This is a genomic window from Knoellia sp. S7-12, assembly GCF_040518285.1.
Classification (GTDB): Bacteria; Actinomycetota; Actinomycetes; order Actinomycetales; family Dermatophilaceae; genus Knoellia.
Window position 1 is genome coordinate 1752830 of the sequence record NZ_CP155449.1, and the last position, 17218, is coordinate 1770047.

The window sequence follows — 17218 nt, forward strand, 5'->3', positions numbered from 1 at the left end:
CCGATCCCATCTCGCCCTCGGAGCGTAGGCATAGGGTCGGCTCTGTGACTCGTCGAACTGCCCTCATCCGTCGCCCCGGTCCGCGCCTCGCCGACGGGCTCGTCACCCACCTCGAGAAGTCGTCCATCGACCTCGACCTTGCGGTCGAGCAATGGGATGCGTATGCCGCATGCTTGCGGTCGGCGGGTTGGGAGACTCTCGAGGTCCCGCCCGCCGACGACTGCCCCGACGCCGTGTTCATCGAGGACGCAGTCGTGGTCAGTGGTGATGTGGCAGTGCTGACGAATCCCGGTGCAGCACAGCGCAAACCAGAGGTGGCCGCAGTCGAGGGCGTGGTGCGAGACCTCGGCTACCGCGTGCTGAGGATCGAGGACCCGGGCACGCTGGACGGGGGAGACGTCCTCAAGATCGGCGACACTGCATACGTCGGGTTGGGTGGTCGCACCAACGGTGCGGGGATCCACCAGCTCTCGGCGCATCTGGCGACGGTCGGCATGCGCACCCAGGCCGTGACGGTCGAGCGGGTGCTGCACCTCAAGTCGGCCGTCACCGCGCTGCCCGACGGCACCGTCATCGGCTGGGACCCGGTGGTGGACTGGCCCGGTGCGTTCCCGACCTATGAGGGGATGCCCGAGGAGGGTGGAGCGCACGTGGTGCTGCTTGACGACAACGTGCTGCTCCTGGCGGCCAGCGCTCCGAAGACGGCCGAGCTGTTGCGTGGTCGCGGCCACGAGGTGGTCACTGTCGACATCAGTGAGTTCGAGAAGCTCGAGGGTTGCGTCACCTGTCTGTCCGTCCGCTGTCGCGGCTGAGGCCCCTTGGTGGTCAGTCGGACCAGGTCCAACCTCGATCGGCCAAGGCTTGTCGGAGAAGGCGAACCGCCACGGGTCCGACGCCGTGCAGGGCCGTGAGCTGGGCTTCGCCCATGTCACGGACCTGCTCGAGCGTCCAGATCCCCTGGGCGCGAAGGGCGCGCGTGGCGGGAGCGCCGATGCGTGGGAGGGGCGTGCCGGTGGGTGCTGCGTCGCGGTCGAGCCGAGGCGTCGTGGCCTCGGCGTCGACGACCGCGGCACCGCGGGGCGAGAGGCGGTAGCCGATGTCGAGGGACTCGGTGAGCCCCAGCTCCTTGAGCTTGCGCACGTCCCGCTTGAAGCTCGGGGTGTCCCGCCCCAGTTCCGCGGCCAGGTCGGGGGCTCGCACGGTGGGGGACCGGTCGATGATCGCCAACGTGGCGCGCGTCCACGGGCCGAACGACGAGGCGGCGTCCAGCCGGTCGAGGCGGGCCCGGATGGTGATCACCTCATCGGCGTCGGGGGCGTTCGCGCGCAGGGCTTCGCGTGGGTCCGCGCCTGCATACGTCAGGCCAACCCGCCACACCGGGCGGTCCGCCTTGCCCTCCAACATCCGACGCAGCTCGACGAGAGATCCCGCGCCGGCTCGCTTCGCCTCTGCGGCCGTGACCCGACTGGCTGCGACCTGCTCGACGCCGGTGACCTCGATCAACCCGACGCCGGTGCGCAGGCGGGTACCGACCAGGACTCGAGGGCGGTCCCACCGTCTGAACGCAAGGTCGACCTCGCCCGCCTTGATGGCGGCCAAGGTGTCCGGGCGGATCATCATGCTGCGCAACCTACCGCTGGACCTTGCGTCTGCGGATGCGTCCGTTCTGGCAACCGCATTCGCAGACGCACGCGTTGGTCGTGTCCGGATGCTGACCGAAAACAGAGGTAACGTCGACGGATCCGGGGGCAGACGGCATACTCGACGTTGTGCAGCACCGTCTCCTCCTTCTCTGCCGCGGCGAGGCCTGATTCGGCCCTCCTCGTCGCGGAGTTCGCTGTGCCCGGCTGAGCAGCCCATGAGCACACCGAGAAGTGAGTAGAGGCGCAAGATGATCCACCCCCAGCAGTCGTCCGGAATGCCGACGACGAAGTACGCACCGTTCCAGGACCAGATCGAGGTCCACCTCCCCGACCGCACCTGGCCCGACAAGGTCATGTCCAAGGCGCCGCGCTGGTGCGCGGTTGACCTGCGCGACGGCAACCAGGCGCTCATCGACCCAATGGACTCCGAGCGCAAGATGCGCATGTTCAAGCTCCTCGTCCGCATGGGCTACAAGGAGATCGAGGTCGGCTTCCCGAGCGCGAGCCAGACCGACTTCGACTTCTGTCGCGAGTTGATCGACGGCGGGCACATCCCCGACGACGTGACGATCCAGGTGCTCACCCAGTGCCGCGACCACCTCGTCGAGCGGACCTTCGACGCGATCCGCGGGAGCAAGCAGGCAATCGTCCACTTCTACAACTCCACCTCGGTGCTGCAGCGGCGGGTCGTCTTCGACCTGCCCAAGGAGGGCATCATCGACATCGCCCTCCAGGGCGCGCGGTTGTGTCGCAAGCTCGAGGAGACGGTCGCGGACACCGACGTCTATTACGAGTACTCGCCGGAGTCCTACACGGGCACCGAGCTCGAGTTCGCCGTCGAGATCTGCAACGCGGTCATCGAGGTCATCGACCCGACGCCGGATCACAAGATGATCATCAACCTGCCGGCCACCGTCGAGATGGCCACACCCAACGCCTACGCCGACTCCATCGAGTGGATGGTCCGACACCTCGACCGACGCGAATCCGTTGTTGTGAGCCTGCATCCGCACAATGACCGCGGTGAGGGAGTGGCCGCCGCGGAGCTCGGCTACCTCGCCGGCGCCGACCGCATCGAGGGCTGCCTCTTCGGCAACGGCGAGCGCACCGGCAACGTCTGCCTCGTCACCCTGGGCATGAACCTCTACAGCCAGGGCATCGACCCCCAGATCGACTTCTCCGACATGGCCGAGATCCGCCGCACGGTCGAGTACTGCAACCAGCTGCCCGTGCACGAGCGGCACCCGTGGGGTGGAGACCTCGTCTACACCGCCTTCTCAGGGTCGCACCAGGACGCGATCAAGAAGGGCCTCGACGACATGGAACGTCGAGGGAAGGCGGATGGCAAGACGATCAACGAGCTTGCCTGGGGCGTGCCCTACCTGCCCATCGACCCGCACGACATCGGCCGCTCCTACGAGGCCGTCGTGCGCGTCAACAGCCAGTCCGGCAAGGGCGGCTCGGCCTACCTGCTCAAGTCAGAGCACGGACTCGACCTCCCACGTCGGCTCCAGGTGGAGTTCAGCCAGGTCGTCCAGCGGCGGGCGGACGAGCACGGTGGGGAGATCACAGCCAAGGAGCTGTGGAAGATCTTCCGCGACGAGTACCTCCCGGCCAAGCCCGGAAAGCGCAACGAATGGGGGCGGTTCACCCCGGTGAGCCACACCCTCGTGAGCGCCGGCGACGGGCGCGACCACATCACGGCGGTCATGCTCGACCACGGCCAGGAGATCACGGTCGACGGGTTCGGCAACGGCCCGATCGCGGCCTTCATCGACGCGCTTGGGACGCTCGGGGTGGACGTGCGGGTGCTCGACTACTCCGAGCACGCGCTGTCCTCCGGTGGTGACGCGAAGGCTGCGGCGTACGTCGAGTGCGCCGTCGCCGACCGCGTCCTGTGGGGCGTCGGCATGCACTCCTCGATCGTGCGGGCCTCGCTCACCGCCGTGCTCTCGGCCGTCAACCGCGCCACCCGCGACTCCGACGACTGACCCGAACGCCTTGTGTGGCTGAGCGCGACCTCTGGTTCGCGCTCCCCCACAAGGCGGGCTTCAGCTGACGGTCACCGGCGCAGTCCGGGTCACACCGTTGACAGTGACGGTGAGCGTCCCGCTTCCTGTCCGCAGTCCGGTCAACTTCCCGGTCACGGGGTCGTATGCCGCGACCGCACTTCCGGGTGCGTTTCCAGTGCCGACGTGGACACCTTCACCGCTCCACGACGCACTCACCGGATAGGCGAGCGGGAACGTGCGCGTGCCCTGGCTGATCGTCGTCGACACCTGGGTGGTTGCGCCGACAGTGACTCCCGGCGCGCTCACTGTGAGCTCATCGACGTGGGGACGGATCTGGACTCGCGCCCAGGGGTGGGGGCCGGGGTCGGCCGGGTCGACCCGATAGAGCTTGGGTGCCGGAACCCGTGGTGCCTCGGGATCGATGCGCACGGTCGTCCAACCGGAGAACCCGCCCTCGTCGGGTGAGGTCGACGGAGCCTTGCCCGAGTTGCCGTTGACGACGTAGGGCACGGCGTTGACGCGCCCTGCAGAGAAGGCACCGACGTGGCCGCCGACGAACAGTGCACCCTTGCCGCTGCGCATCCGGAAGTCGGACAGCCACGTCTCCACCGTCTGGGCCTCCACGCGGTCGGTCATCTGTGAGCCCTTGACCGGGCTCGGGTCACGCGGGGGGTGGTGCCAGCCGACGACCACGCCGTTCACGGCGTCGTTCTTCTCTGCGTCATCGAGCGCCGACCGCAGCATCTGCCACTGGTCGAACCCGCCACCGCGCAACGTGCCGGTCGAGGAGTCGAGCAGCACGAATCGGGTGCCCTTGTGCACGAAGCTGTGATGCGTCTCGCCGAAGACGGCACTGAAGTTGCTCGTCGAGCCGGGACCATAGATCTCGTGGTTGCCCGGCAAGTAGTACCACTTCACCTCCTTGGCCGTGAGTTCCTCGTCGATGACCTTCTTGGCCAGCGCGAAGTCGGCGGGGTAGCCGGTGTCGACCAGGTCACCGGTGATGACAACGAAGTCCGGTGTGCTGGAGACGATTTCGCGCATCGTGCGACGCACGGCCGGGACGAGTGACTGGTTGTCAGCGGTGAACTGACCGTCCGACATCACGGCATAGGTGAACTGTTCACCCGACGTGCTCAGAGCGGAGTGCTGCTGGACCACCGGATCGGTGACGACCGGGGTCTCCGGGGCGCTCACCGGCGGGGCCGTCTTCACGACGAGGTCGTCGAAGACGACGGCTCCCGTGTAGGAGCGAGCAGCGCCGGTCTCGATCGCCGCCACGAAGTTGAGGGTGATCGGCCCTGGGAGCGTCTGGGGGACGGGCACCTCCATGTATTTCCAGCCGGTCCACGTGATGTAGGGCCCGTAGAGCGAGGCGGCCTTGCCCTCGCCGTCGCTGATGCCAAAGGACGTCCATGCGCCCATGCCATCCCCGTGGACCCACACGCCCAGCGCCAGTGGCTGACCCTGGGTGATGACGATCGGAGTGGCCGGTCGCGCATAGCCGACTCGCGTGGCCGTCGACTTCGTGAAGTCATAGGTCATCTTCAGTCCGGTGCCACCCTCGCGTCCGGGCGCCGGCTCGACCTTGCCAGCAGCTCGCGCTTGGGTGAACCGCCAGGTCGCGGCGTCGTCGAAATTGCTCAGTGTCGTGCTGACGGAACCGATAGCCACCGGGACATGCGTGACGACTCCCTCGGCCGTGGCCTTGATCACGACGGCTCCGGTCGTGACGCCCGGCCTGGCCTTCACAGTGAAGTCCACACCGCTGCTGGTGACGTCGACGAGGGCCGGGTCGTAGTCGAGCGCGACGTCCCCAGTCTCGAGAGGGGTCTCGAAACCGTTGGCGTCAGCGCCGATGATCCGGAACGTCGAAGGCTCGGCGGGGACAAGGATCGAGACCTTGTCGACACTGGGGCGCAGTCGCTGCAGCGGCCCCAGCACGGTCAACTCGAGAGTCTCCTTGAGGCCCTCGATCTGCGCAGTGGCGACGACGTCGCCTGGCGTGCCGGCGCGCAGCAGTCCCGTGCTCGAGACGGTCGCCTTGCCCTGCGCCTTGTATGCCGGTGAGGTCTGGACGGGTGCGTACGTCTCGTCGTGTCCGAGGGCAGTGAGCTGGCGGGTGAACCCGGGGAAGACGCGACGCAGGTCGACGTTCTCCTCGTCGGAGGTGGTGATGAGTCGCATCCCACGGACCTGCCCGGAGCCAGCCTCAGCGAACAGCCCGACGCCGTCGGGCACTGCGCGAAGGCCGCCGTCGGATGGCTGGTTCTCCACGTCGAGGTCAGTTTCGCCGGCCTCGCGGGCGAGCATCGTCGAGGAGCCGCCGCCGTCGAGGTTGATGCCGGTGGTGGCGCCGACCTCCTTGAGGAACGTGCCGGTCTCGGCATAGGTCATGCCGCGTGAGGCGGCCATGCGACCGTCGACGGTGAGGACGAACATCGTGGACCCATCGGCGTCGAAGCCGATGGCCGTGCGGGGGTGGATCGCCTTGTCGGTCTGGGGCAGGACGACATTGTCCTTGAGCAGCATCGTGTTGCCCGAGATCGCCATCTTGAGGTTGGCGCCCTCGTTGCGCAGGGCGTAGTCCACGCCCACCTTGTCGCCGACCTTGAGGGCCGCCAGCTTGTCGGCGCCAGCGCCGCGCCCGACGACGGCGAGCTGGTCGCTGGCGAGCTGACCCGCTCCGGCCGATGTGGCAACCGACTCGACGAGGCCACCGCGGGTCACGACCTCACGTACCTTCGTCGCACCTCCGGTGACGCGGGTTCGCGTGTAGTCGCCCCAGAGGGGGCTGAAGACGGTGACACCATCAGCGGGTATGGCGGACTGATTGAGGCCGTCCAACGGGATGGAACCGCTCGGGAGGGAAATCGTTCCCTGCAGGAACATCGACGTGATCTGGCCGAGGTTGCTCTCGCCCACGCCGACGGCATAGTTGTGGCCCGGGTTCGGGCCCTTGACGACGGTGCCGTCGAGCTGCTTCGCGCCGCCCTGAGGGGCGCTGGAGTTGTTGATGTCGAAGTAGTCGCCGTTGACGGCGGCCACGGCGCGGCGGGGGTCGGCCTGCTCGGTGAGCGGGCTCGCCGACGCGACCTTGCCAGCGTTGATGTAGTCCGGCTTCACCGACCCTGCGGCCAGGTCCACTTTGAGGAGGTCGCCGCGCATGAAGCCACCGGCGTCGAGCCACTCGAACGAGCGCAGCGACACGGCTGGGGCGACGGGGCGGGTGACATCGCTGAGCCAGAGGCGGTCATCGGTCTGGTTCGCCTGCGGCGCAACGATTCTCGGCTCGGTGATGTCCGAGCTGCCCGCGGCCGTGCGCCCAACTGCGGGGTCGACGCCGGTGATGACGGGGGCGCTGCCGTCGTGGTCAGGGCCTGTGGGTGAGGCCTGTGCGCCGGAGGGCGCGAGCAGGGCGAGGAGGAGGGCGATCGTGGCGGCGACCAGGCCCTTCCAGGTGCGAGATCGGGTCGAGCGCGAGGGTGGGGGCATGTCGAGAATTCCACCCCGGCGGAGTGAGGTGGAAACAATTTCCCGATGAATGGCCGGCAAACGTAACTTGTTCACATGGGGAGTCTGGCACCGATCTGCGCCAGCCGCGCGGCGAGACCGGTTCGGAGACTGGGTGCTGAGCTCAGCCCAGACCCGCGTCGCGCGCTCGCAGCGCTGCTGCCGTCCGGTCGGGTGCCTGCAGCTTGGTGAGGACCTGCGAGACGTGGTTGCGCACGGTTTTCTCCGACATGGACAGTCGTCGCGCGATCTCGTGGTTGCGGCATCCGACGGCGACGAGCTCGAGTACCTCACGTTCACGAGGCGTGAGCAGGGGGAAGGCGCGCGCGGTGGGTGACACCTCCCCCTCGCCCGCGTAGAAGGTGACGATGCGCCGCGCGACGCTACCGCCGTACACGGCGCCGCCCAAGGCGACAGTCCGGACCGCACCCAGGATCTCGGAGCCGTCCGCACCCTTGACGAGGTAGCCGCGAGCGCCGGCGCGCAGGGCGGCGAAGACGTGCTCGTCGTCCTCGTGCATGGTCAACACCAGCACCGGTAGGCCGGGGTCCGCGGCGAGCAACTGCTGTGTCGCGGTGACTCCATCGAGGCCGGGCATGGTCAGGTCGGTGATCACCACGTCCGGCGCATACTCCGCGACGGCCCGGAGGAGCTCGGACCCGTCGCCCACGCTGGCGACCACGTCTATGTCCTCCGACTGGGTGAGCACCGCGGCGAGGCCGAAGCGGTACATCGGGTGGTCGTCCGCGAGGACCACACGCAACGTCATGACGGACCCACCGGGAGCACTGCGGTGATCACGGTTCCGCCCTGCTGCTTGCCGGTGACCTCGAGATGGCCGTTGAGATCTGTGGCACGCCGCAGCATGGAGGCGAGTCCATGGCCGGACCCGTTGGACGCTGCAAGTCCGCAGCCGTCGTCGGAGACGACCAGCCGCAGATCCCCGTGGGAGCGACGGATCGTCACGTCGCACCGAGTGGCTTCCGCATGACGCACCACGTTGGTCAGTGCCTCGGCCAGGATGCGGAAGGCGCCCTCCTCGACTGCGGGCGGCAGAGTGGCGGGGAGGTCGGCCTGGAGGTTGAAGGCCACCCCGCCTTGCCGGCCCAGACCGAGCATTGACGCGGTGTCCTCGACCGCGCTTGGGAGACCTCTCAGGTCCAGGGCGGCCGGTCGCAAACCGTCGACGACGCGGCGGATCTCCCGGACCGCCGAGTCTGCCTCCTCTCGCGTCCGCGCCAGCAGAAGGGGGACCGAGGTCGGGTCGGTGTCCTGCGCCATGGTGGCTGCTTCCAGGCTGAGCGCGATACCGGAGAGGGAGGGGCCGAGCCCATCGTGAAGGTCTCGCCGCACCCGGTCGCGCTCGGCCAGTGTGGCCGCCGTGACGCGGGCGCGCTCCCGCTTGAGATCCTGCGTGAGCCGGCGGGCGTGGACCACCACGGCGAGGTGCGGTGCCAGCGTTGCGGCGAGACGTCGTCCCGGGTCCGTGGTGCCTTTGGGCTGGACGCTCATGGCCAGCTCCAGCGTTCCCAGGTCGTCGCCACCGTGCCGAAGCGGCACCACGAAGGTCTGCGCAGTCGGGTCGGTGTTCCCTCCCACCTCGGCGACGAGTCGTCCCGAGGTGTCGCGCACGGCCGCGCTGGGGGACGACGCTGCGGACGCCACCGCCTGGAGCATCGCCGCGACGGGGTCGTCGTGCGCGACCTCGAGATCGGCGGCGACCCGGTCCACGAGCGTCAGGGGGTCGGCCCGCTCCCCGAGGACCAGCCGGTCGACCAGGACACTGAGGCGTCGAGCCACTGGCAGCACGAGGGCCACCACGACGGCGGATGCGGCCAACAGGGGGAGCGGGCCCTCGGGGACGAGACGGGCCAGTGCCGTCGTCAGCCCGCCCACGACGAGTGCGACGAGCAGGGTCATCGGCACGTAGAGCAGCGTCTGTCGCAGGGCCACCTCGATGCCGAGAAGGCGGTAGCGCAGCACACCGATGACCACGGCCACGGGCACGAGGCCGTAGGACAGGCCGAACAGGACGGAGTACTCGGTGAAGACGGTCCCCACCATGAGGGTCACGACGCTCAGCAACCACAGGAGCTGCTGTCGTTCGGGAGTGCGGGCGCGCACAGCCCGAACCAGCGTCCCGACGATCGTGCTGACTGCAGACGCGGCGAGGAGAACCGCGGCGGGGACCCCGAACGCCCAGAGCGCCCACTCCGGGAGGGTCCACGGGAGCTCAACGCCCTCGACGGTGTCGTCGACGCCGCCGGGGCCGAAGGCCATCAGCAGGGCGCTCGTGGTGATGCCGACCATGCTGAGTCGGACGTGCCATGCCCAGTACGTCGAAGGCGCGCGGCCCGTTGGGTAGAGAGCTGGCAGCACGAGGACCAAGAGCAGCAGCGACGGCATCCACGTCCAGGAGGCCAGCCACGCACATGCCAGGCCGAGCGGGAGTGAGCCGTCCGGATCGGTGAGGGCGCGTGTCGCGTACGCGTCGGCCGAGATGTTGATGACCTGGAGCAAACCCGACAGCAGCAGCAGCCAGCCGATCACGTTCTTCGGGCGGAGGTGGGTCAGGGCGGCCCCGGACAGGGCAAGGGCCGCGACGATTGCTCCGATCCACAGACCCGACTCCGACCCTACGACCAGGGGGCGGTTCAGCACCCCGCCGGACAGTGACACCGGGACGGTGGCGAAGAGGGCGAGGATGAGGGCAGCCACGAGCCAGCCCGCGGTCCTGCGTGCCCAGTCGTCGGCGCCCGCTCCCATGCCTGAAGTGTGCTCCCGGAAGCGGCGCCCTGTCCCGGGACTGTTGTCCTGATGTGTGCGGGAGAACCTCCTGGCTGAACTGCGTCCTGAGACAGGTCCTGCCCGGTGGCCCCGCGTGGTGTCCTCAAGGCCCAACACACTGAGGAGTAGCGATGAGCACCATCACATCGAGTTCCGTTCCACGGGCAGAGTCACTCCGCCCAGCGTTGGCGGCAGCTGTGGGGGCCGCAACCTTCGCAGCCAGCATGGTGTCCGGCGTCGTCTTCGGCCTCAACGCCGACCAAGGAGGAAGCCCTCCGACTCCGGCCAGTGAGATAGCCGTGTATGCCTTGCTGATGGTCGTCGCGGCCGTTCCGGCGGTCTGGCTCGCGCTTCGCGTGCTGGGCGGGCCTCCGCGTCGGGTGGCCGGGACCGCGTTGGGGCTTTCCTTGGCCTCCGCAGTCACCGTCGTCGGCTTCTGGTCAGGTTGGCCGCACGTCTTCGCGGCTGTCGCCGCCTACCTCGCCGTCGAGCATCGCCGCCGCGTGGGCTCCTTCTCGGCAACTGCCCTGGTCGCCCTGGCCTTGGCCGCCGTCGCCTTCCTTGCGGCCACCTACCTGTGTTTGTTCGGTTGAGAAAGCAACCCAAGGAGAGATCATGAAATGCACTGTTGCAAGCGTCCTGGCTGGCTTTGTCCTCATGGTGGGGACGGCATCATCCGCCGGCGCGGGAGCCATCCACGAGTTCTATCCCGAGGACTATGACGCACACGAGCACTTCGCCACGGGCGAGGGTTTCTGCGTCCCATGGGCCGGCACGTTCCATGAGGTCCGGACCGGCGGATACAAGCTTGTCCTGCCGCCCGGTGGGCGCGACCCGGGAGAGCTGCACATCAATGGGGTCATCAACGGCCTCGTCGAGCTGGTCCCTGACAACGCCTCACTGCCGACCTACTCGGGGACCTACCGCGAGAAGGTCAACGGGGTCGTGACCGAGTCCACCAACGAGGGCGATGTCGAGCGGGTTGGTCAGTACCGGCTGCGGAGCACGTTGACCGGAACAGATGGGTCGACTCTCGCCCTCCACTTGGCGGGCAAGGTGACGATCAACGCCAACGGAGTCGCCACGGTCAGCCGCGACGTCTTCACCTGCTCCTGACGAGATGGTCGGGCGGCCCCCACAGGAAGTGGCGGTCGTCCGATCCGCGGACCACCGGTCACGCAAGCCTCACCCAGCTCACGGCCTGTATCCCAGTCAAACCGAACGAACGAGAACCAGAGCTTCAGCGCACTCCGCGGGGTCGGAACTGGATGGAGATCCGGGGGCCGACAGGCTTGTTGGTTTTGGGGATGGCGTGGTCCCACGTGCGTTGGCAGGAGCCGCCCATGACGACGAGGTCGCCGTGGCCCAGCGAGAAGCCGATCGAGGTCCCGCCACCACGCGGTCGCAGCATCAGTGAACGTGCCGACCCGACGGAGAGGATCGCCACCATCGTGTCCTGGTCCTTGGATCGGCCGACCCGGTCGCCGTGCCACGCCACGGAGTCGCGTCCGTCTCTGTAGAGGCACATTCCGGCGGACACGAAAGGCTCGCCCAACTCTCCGGCATACCTGTCGGACAAGGTCTTTCGCGTTTCGGTGAGGACGGGGTGGGGGAGGGCCTCGTCCTGTTCGTAGAACTTCAGCAGCCGCGGCACGTCGACGACCCGTTCATACATCTCTCGGCGTTCGGCCTTCCAGGGCACGGCCTCGTGGAGCGCGTCGAAGAGGAGGTCGGCGCCCGTGAGCCAGCTCGGTTGGTAGTCCACCCACGCGCCCCGTGAAAGGTGCGTGCGGGTCGGGGCCAGCGACCCGAGGTCGATGGCGTCACCGGTGTCGAAGAGCGAATGCTGCAGCGCTGCGGCCATGTCGCCGAGCCTAATCGAAATCGAACGCATGTTCTAGTGCGACACGACGGCGTATGCCGTGTGCACCACGACCGCCCCCGGGTTGCAGGAGCGGTCGTGGGCATTCAAGGTGGTCAGATCGTGAGCTTGGCCCAGGTCGCCGAGCCGACGATGCCATCGGCGAGGAGACCGCGGCTGGCCTGGAAAGCCTTTGCCTTGGAGGCCGTCGTCGCGCCGAAGATGCCATCGGCGGTGAGGGTGTAGCCGCGCGCCGTGAGGGCCTTCTGGGCGGCCACGACAGCCTGGCCCGACGAGCCGGACTTCACCGTGATGATGAGTGCGGCCCACGTCTTTGGTCCGACGACGCCGTCGGCGAGAAGGCCGCGTGAGGTCTGGAACGCCTTGACCTTGCTGACGGTGACTGCACCAAAGACGCCGTCGACGGTCAGTGACTGGCCTCGGGCCCGGAGCAGGTGCTGGATGGCGGTGACCCGGAAGCCAGTGGCTCCCGACTTCACCGTGGACCAGGTGGTGGTCGGAGGCGGCGTCGATCCACCGATCTTGGCGACGAGGGGCGCAATGCGGGAGTCGCCGGGACGGACGTTGATCTCGAAGTGCATCTCGTCCTTGCGGCCCGAGTAGTCGCCGCCCCACCGCACGACACCGTTGCAATAGCTGAGGATCGAGCGGATCCGACTCACCTGAGCCGACGAGAACGTGCCGGATGCACCGAGCGGGTGACGGGGCGCGTTGCAGTCGATCGCGGTCCCTGACGCGTGGTTCGAGAAGCTCGTGCTGCCCGAGATGACGCGGTAGTTGTAGCCCCAGCAGCCGGGGTTGGCGAGCGCCTCGACCTCGCTGTGGAAGCGACGCGCGACGTAGCCGAGGACCGTGTGGACCTGGCCGCCGCGCACGCCGGCGGGGAAAGTGTGTCCCGAGACGGTGAGCCCGGTGATCCCGATGGCGCTCGGACTGCTACTCGCGGGCCAGCCGTTCTGCGAGGTGGCCGCGTGGGCGGCGCTTGCGCCAGCGACGACGAGCCCTCCGCCGAGGACGATCCCTCCGGCGCCGCGCAGGAGACTCCGGCGTCCCACGTCCGGCGTCTGCGTCATCAATGACTCGTGGTCGTGAAGTTCACACATGGTCCTACCCCTCATTCGCTGCATGGATTGTTCTCTGCCGCAACGAACCTAGGAGCCCCCGCACGGGCGCGTACATGGGGAGGGCTCCCCGTCACCTCGCGCTGTCGTCGTCGTCACCATCAAGGGAATGACCCAAACTCGATGTGTATGCCGTGTGCCCGCCGGGTGCGTAGGCGAACCAGCCGTAGCTGCCGTCCTCGACGTCGGGCAGCGGCCAGAGTTCCTTCGCTCGAGCGCTGGCGTCGCGCACGACGTCGAGGTCGAGCGGCACAAACGTCTCTGGCACGTCGAGCGCCGTCCACGCGACGACCATCTCGGCAGCTCCGTCCGGCACGGGTGAAACCCACCAGGTTTGAGTGACACGCAGTTCCCCGGCGCCGCCACCTGCGTTGACAAAGAGCGGGGCGCTGGCCGTGCCCGGCTCGCCCGGGCCGACGTCAGGCGAGTGGCCGGGACCCCCGGCCCCCACCTTGGTCCCGTCGCCGAGGAGCATGCCCACCTGCGGCTCCTCCGGCATCCCGTGCCGGTCCTGGGCGCGCATTGCTGACTCCGGGTGCACCCACGTCTCCACTCGAAGGAGCACGCCCCGGCCATAGGCCTGAGCGTCCATGACCCGGATGACCACGTCGTCCGTCACGACGACGTCGACGCCGATCGGCACCACCACGGGGACGACATTGATGGGAGGCGACCAGGGCACGTTGGCGAACTGGCGATCCCTCTCCGGCTCCTCTGGCGGCGGCAGTGGTGGCTCGAAGAACGGTTCGCGAGAACTCATGGCGACACGGTATGCGCGACGGGCGGCACGGCATACCCGCATTGTCAGGGTGCCGGGAGACAATGAGACGTGCCGCTCTACCGAGACCAGGGGATCGTGCTGCGCACTCACAAGCTGGGTGAGGCAGACCGCATCATCACGGTGCTCACGCGCAGTCTGGGCAAGGTCCGCACCGTCGGCAAGGGTGTGCGCCGCACCAAATCCCGATTCGGAGCCCGGCTCGAGCCGGGGATGCTCGTCGACCTGCAGTGCTACGAAGGGCGCAACCTCGACACGGTGACGCAGGCCGAGACGCTCGAGTCGTGGGGTGACATCGTCTCGCGCGACTACAACGCGTGGACGGCTGCCAGTGCCGTGCTCGAGACGTGTGACCGGCTCACCGAGGAGCGCGAGCCGGCGCTGCAGCAGTACCTCCTCGTCACAGGTGCCCTGCGCTCCCTCGCAGGCAAGGAACACGACCCCAACCTCGTCCTCGACGCCTACCTCCTGCGTGCGCTCGCGATCGCGGGCTGGGCGCCGAGCTTCCACGACTGCGCGAAGTGCGGCGCCGAGGGTCCTCACCGCGCGTTCCACATCGTCTCCGGTGGCGCGGTCTGTTCCTCGTGCCGTCCTCCCGGCTCCGCAGCACCCGCGCCAGAGACGCTGCGAATGTTGGCAGCGCTGCTTGCCGGCGATTGGTTCATCGCCGACGCCTCCGAGCTGCGTCACCGACGGGAGGGGAGCGGACTGACCACAGCGTTCCTGCAGTGGCACCTCGAACACGGAGTGCGCTCGCTACGTATGGTTGAGCGGTGACCAGCCGCCCCTTCGCTCACCCCAGCGGCGCGCAGCCGCCAGCCCTGGCGACCGAGCAGGTGCCGGGCCACGTCGCCATCGTCATGGACGGCAACGGGCGCTGGGCCAACCAGCGTGGGTTGCCCCGCACCAAGGGCCACGAGGCGGGTGAGGGCGCACTTCTCGACGTTGTCGCCGGTGCCATCGAGGCAGGCGTCACGCACCTGTCGACCTATGCCTTCTCGACCGAGAACTGGAAGCGTTCGCCCGACGAGGTCCGCTTCCTCATGGGCTTCAACCGCGACGTCATCCGTCGCCGCCGCGACCAGCTCCACGAGTGGGGCGTGCGGATGCGGTGGGTCGGCCGCCGGCCGCGTCTGTGGTCCTCGGTCATCAAGGAGCTCGAGATCGCGCAGGAGCTCACCCAGCACAACACCGGGCTCACCCTGTATTTCTGTGTCAACTACGGCGGACGGGCCGAGCTCGGTGATGCTGCCCGGGACTTGGCTGAGGACGTCGCGCGCGGTCGCATCAAGGCCAAGAACGTCGATGAACGCACCCTGGCCCGTTATCTCCCCGAGCCGGACATGCCTGACGTCGACCTGTTCGTGCGCTCCTCGGGCGAGCAGCGCACGAGCAACTTCCTGCTGTGGCAGAGCGCCTACGCCGAGATGGTCTTCCTCGACACCCTCTGGCCCGACTTCGACCGGCGCGACCTGTGGCGGGCCATCGAGATCTATGCCGACCGTGACCGCCGCTACGGTGGAGCCGTGGACCTGACGACGACCGATGGAGGGCCGCGCCCGTGAGCCACGAGCACCACGATGTCGAGGCACCCTCGACGTCGACCACGGACGAGGGCGAGGGGAGCACGCGCCGCTCGGCGCGGCATACCCATCATGTCGACGGCGGCGATGCTGCTCCTGAGACCGGCGGCTACGCGGTCTGGATCCTGGCCGGCTCCATGCTCGTCCTCGCGCTCGCGCGACCGCGGCTCACCGGCCTGCTCGAGGACCACGAGGCCGTGCAGGCCTGGCTCACCGTCTTTGTGTCCATCGCGCTGCAGGCGCTGCCGTTCCTCGTCCTGGGTGTCACGCTCTCGGCTGCGGTCGCTGTCTTCGTGTCGCCCGAGGCGCTGAGTCGTTGGCTGCCCAAGTCTCCCGCCGCGGCCGTGCCCGTCGCGGGACTGTCGGGGATGGCCCTGCCGGGCTGTGAGTGCGCGAGTGTGCCGATCGCAGGAGCCTTGGTATCACGGGGGATTCAGCCCGCTGTCGCCCTGACCTTCCTGCTCGCTGCGCCCGCGATCAACCCCATCGTGCTGGTCTCGACAGCGGTGGCCTTCGCGGGGGACTGGCGCGTCGTCCTCGCACGGTTTCTCGCTTCGCTCGTCACCGCGATCGTCGTCGGCTGGATCTGGCTCCGGCTGGGCAAGGACTCCGTGATCCGTATGCCGCGTCGCGCCCGGTCCGACGGCTCTCGCCTTGCGCGTTTTGTCGACGAGGTGAGTCACGACGTGTTGCACGCCGGGGGATATCTCGTCGTCGGTGCCGCCGTGGCCGCGACCGTCAACGTCGTCGTGCCGCGTTCGTGGATCGACACCCTGGCCGGCAACCTGCTCGTCTCGATCATCGTCCTCGCTCTCTTTGCCGTCATCGTCGCGATCTGCTCTGAGGCCGACGCCTTCGTCGCGGCGAGTCTGTCGGCGTTCCCGATGACGGCGCGCCTCGTGTTCATGGTCGTCGGGCCGGTGCTCGACGTGAAGCTCTTTGCCTTGCAGATCGCGACGTTCGGGCGGAAGTTCGCCATGGTCTTTGCCCCGCTGACGTTCGTCGTCGCGGTGCTCGTGGCCACTGTCACCGGGATGGTCCTGCTGTGATGATGGAGCCGCATGCGATGACTGCCCCCACCACCCTCACGGAGGCCCAGGCGTGAACAAGTCGATGCAGAGCACTGCCCTCTCGGTCATCGGGGTCATCTCGGTCGTGGCCGCGATAGGCGGCCTCTATCTCAACTTCGTCAAGCCGGTGATGCGCTGGCCGATCATCGTTGCGGCCCTCGTGCTCATCGCTGTCGCGGTCATCGGTCTGATCGGGCACGAGCGGGTCCGTGGCCGCCGCGAGGCCGACCCGGTGGCGCCCTACGAGAGCATGGATTCGGTTCACGACAACGATGGAGAGGTCCAGGCCCACGACCACGGCCGTGGACCGCGCATCGGCTGGCTCCTGATCGTCCCCTTCCTCCTGCTCGGTGTCGTCACGCCGGGACCGCTCGGGGCGTTCTCGGCCGAGCGTGACTCGGGTCGGATCGCGACCAATGGTGAGGCGCCCCTGTTCGACCCCATCGATGGTGGCGAGGACGGGGTGGAACTGGCCGTCGGCGAATACTCCATGCGGGCGCTCTATGACGACCCCAAGAACCTCGAGGGCAAGACGTTCTCGCTCACCGGCTTCGCCTCCACCCTGACCGACGGTGAGGGCTGGGCGCTGACCCGCATGTCGCTCAACTGCTGCGCCGGAGACGCGCAGGCCATCAAGGTGCGCGTGGTCGGCTCACCGGCTCCGGCCAACAATGAGTGGGTGACGCTCACCGGGAAGTGGAAGCAGTCCTCGACGCCGGCTGACGACCCTGCGACCCTGCCCGTGATCGAGGTGGACGACCTCCAGCAGATCGCGGCGCCAGCCAACCCCTACGAGTAGCCAGGTTGAAGTCGAGGTAGCGCGACATGC

Annotated in this window: 15 protein-coding genes; 8 read left to right on the plus strand and 7 right to left on the minus strand. The window is 68.2% G+C overall.

Annotated elements, in window-relative coordinates; genetic code table 11:
- Nucleotides 1-44: 44 nt before the first annotated feature.
- Nucleotides 45-812: a dimethylargininase gene (gene ddaH / locus V6K52_RS08465; protein WP_353953428.1), complete on the plus strand. Its 768-nt coding sequence runs from the start codon at nucleotides 45-47 to the stop codon at nucleotides 810-812.
- 13 nt (nucleotides 813-825) lie between these two features.
- On the opposite strand, the gene V6K52_RS08470 is transcribed toward ddaH, so the two are convergent.
- Nucleotides 826-1620, minus strand: a complete 795-nt coding sequence (locus tag V6K52_RS08470; RefSeq protein ID WP_353953429.1) for a hypothetical protein — start codon at nucleotides 1618-1620, stop codon at nucleotides 826-828.
- 271 nt (nucleotides 1621-1891) lie between these two features.
- Here V6K52_RS08470 and leuA point away from each other — a divergent pair, with 271 nt between their 5' ends.
- Nucleotides 1892-3634 (plus strand): 2-isopropylmalate synthase, encoded by a 1743-nt coding sequence (leuA, locus tag V6K52_RS08475; protein WP_353953430.1) that lies wholly within the window; start codon nucleotides 1892-1894, stop codon nucleotides 3632-3634.
- A 60-nt stretch (nucleotides 3635-3694) separates the two neighbouring features.
- Here leuA and V6K52_RS08480 read toward each other — a convergent pair whose 3' ends face one another.
- The 3 genes from V6K52_RS08480 to V6K52_RS08490 all read right to left on the minus strand — a co-directional run bounded on the left by V6K52_RS08480 (nucleotide 3695) and on the right by V6K52_RS08490 (nucleotide 9934).
- Nucleotides 3695-7150 (minus strand): phosphodiester glycosidase family protein, encoded by a 3456-nt coding sequence (locus V6K52_RS08480; RefSeq protein ID WP_353953431.1) that lies wholly within the window; start codon nucleotides 7148-7150, stop codon nucleotides 3695-3697.
- 142 nt (nucleotides 7151-7292) lie between these two features.
- On the minus strand, nucleotides 7293-7937 hold the full coding sequence (locus V6K52_RS08485) for a response regulator transcription factor (RefSeq protein ID WP_353953432.1): 645 nt from the start codon (nucleotides 7935-7937) through the stop codon (nucleotides 7293-7295).
- Nucleotides 7934-9934 (minus strand): sensor histidine kinase, encoded by a 2001-nt coding sequence (locus V6K52_RS08490; RefSeq protein ID WP_353953433.1) that lies wholly within the window; start codon nucleotides 9932-9934, stop codon nucleotides 7934-7936. Before V6K52_RS08490 ends, V6K52_RS08485 begins: the two co-directional genes overlap by 4 nt.
- Before the next feature lie 152 nt (nucleotides 9935-10086).
- Between V6K52_RS08490 and V6K52_RS08495 the strand changes: the two genes are divergently transcribed.
- Both V6K52_RS08495 and V6K52_RS08500 read left to right on the plus strand, forming a co-directional pair.
- Nucleotides 10087-10548, plus strand: a complete 462-nt coding sequence (locus V6K52_RS08495; RefSeq protein WP_353953434.1) for a hypothetical protein — start codon at nucleotides 10087-10089, stop codon at nucleotides 10546-10548.
- A 22-nt stretch (nucleotides 10549-10570) separates the two neighbouring features.
- Nucleotides 10571-11071, plus strand: coding sequence for a hypothetical protein (locus V6K52_RS08500; protein WP_353953435.1), 501 nt, complete (start codon nucleotides 10571-10573; stop codon nucleotides 11069-11071).
- Between the two features lie 124 nt (nucleotides 11072-11195).
- Here the strand turns inward: V6K52_RS08500 and V6K52_RS08505 are convergent, their stop codons facing one another.
- The 3 genes from V6K52_RS08505 to V6K52_RS08515 form a co-directional block, all read right to left on the minus strand.
- Nucleotides 11196-11819: an alpha-ketoglutarate-dependent dioxygenase AlkB gene (locus tag V6K52_RS08505; RefSeq protein WP_353953436.1), complete on the minus strand. Its 624-nt coding sequence runs from the start codon at nucleotides 11817-11819 to the stop codon at nucleotides 11196-11198.
- Between the two features lie 113 nt (nucleotides 11820-11932).
- A complete protein-coding gene (locus V6K52_RS08510; RefSeq protein WP_353953437.1) occupies nucleotides 11933-12910 on the minus strand; it encodes a peptidoglycan-binding protein in 978 nt (325 codons plus the stop codon).
- 121 nt (nucleotides 12911-13031) lie between these two features.
- Nucleotides 13032-13718, minus strand: coding sequence for a hypothetical protein (locus V6K52_RS08515; RefSeq protein ID WP_353953438.1), 687 nt, complete (start codon nucleotides 13716-13718; stop codon nucleotides 13032-13034).
- Nucleotides 13719-13787: 69 nt separating this feature from the next.
- Between V6K52_RS08515 and recO the strand changes: the two genes are divergently transcribed.
- Genes recO through V6K52_RS08535 form a run of 4 tightly spaced genes read left to right on the plus strand, consistent with a single transcriptional unit; the run spans nucleotide 13788 to nucleotide 17188 of the window.
- Nucleotides 13788-14513, plus strand: a complete 726-nt coding sequence (gene recO, locus V6K52_RS08520) for a DNA repair protein RecO (protein ID WP_353953439.1) — start codon at nucleotides 13788-13790, stop codon at nucleotides 14511-14513.
- Nucleotides 14510-15301 carry an isoprenyl transferase gene (locus V6K52_RS08525; protein WP_353953440.1) on the plus strand — a complete coding sequence of 264 codons (792 nt, stop codon included), beginning with the start codon at nucleotides 14510-14512 and terminating at the stop codon, nucleotides 15299-15301. Before recO ends, V6K52_RS08525 begins: the two co-directional genes overlap by 4 nt.
- Nucleotides 15298-16368 (plus strand): permease, encoded by a 1071-nt coding sequence (locus tag V6K52_RS08530; protein WP_353953441.1) that lies wholly within the window; start codon nucleotides 15298-15300, stop codon nucleotides 16366-16368. Before V6K52_RS08525 ends, V6K52_RS08530 begins: the two co-directional genes overlap by 4 nt.
- Before the next feature lie 52 nt (nucleotides 16369-16420).
- Entirely contained in the window at nucleotides 16421-17188 is a 768-nt protein-coding gene (locus tag V6K52_RS08535) for a TIGR03943 family protein (RefSeq protein WP_353953442.1), read from the plus strand.
- Nucleotides 17189-17218: the final 30 nt, after the last annotated feature.

Coding starts and splice junctions, on each gene's coding strand:
- V6K52_RS08495 (WP_353953434.1), top strand. CDS start 10,087: ATGAGCACCATCACATCGAGTTCCGTTCCACGGGCAGAGTCACTCCGC.
- V6K52_RS08490 (WP_353953433.1), bottom strand. CDS start 9,934: ATGGGAGCGGGCGCCGACGACTGGGCACGCAGGACCGCGGGCTGGCTC.
- V6K52_RS08505 (WP_353953436.1), bottom strand. CDS start 11,819: ATGGCCGCAGCGCTGCAGCATTCGCTCTTCGACACCGGTGACGCCATC.
- V6K52_RS08480 (WP_353953431.1), bottom strand. CDS start 7,150: ATGCCCCCACCCTCGCGCTCGACCCGATCTCGCACCTGGAAGGGCCTG.
- leuA (WP_353953430.1), top strand. CDS start 1,892: ATGATCCACCCCCAGCAGTCGTCCGGAATGCCGACGACGAAGTACGCA.
- V6K52_RS08510 (WP_353953437.1), bottom strand. CDS start 12,910: ATGACGCAGACGCCGGACGTGGGACGCCGGAGTCTCCTGCGCGGCGCC.
- V6K52_RS08515 (WP_353953438.1), bottom strand. CDS start 13,718: ATGAGTTCTCGCGAACCGTTCTTCGAGCCACCACTGCCGCCGCCAGAG.
- V6K52_RS08485 (WP_353953432.1), bottom strand. CDS start 7,937: ATGACGTTGCGTGTGGTCCTCGCGGACGACCACCCGATGTACCGCTTC.
- V6K52_RS08500 (WP_353953435.1), top strand. CDS start 10,571: ATGAAATGCACTGTTGCAAGCGTCCTGGCTGGCTTTGTCCTCATGGTG.
- V6K52_RS08470 (WP_353953429.1), bottom strand. CDS start 1,620: ATGATGATCCGCCCGGACACCTTGGCCGCCATCAAGGCGGGCGAGGTC.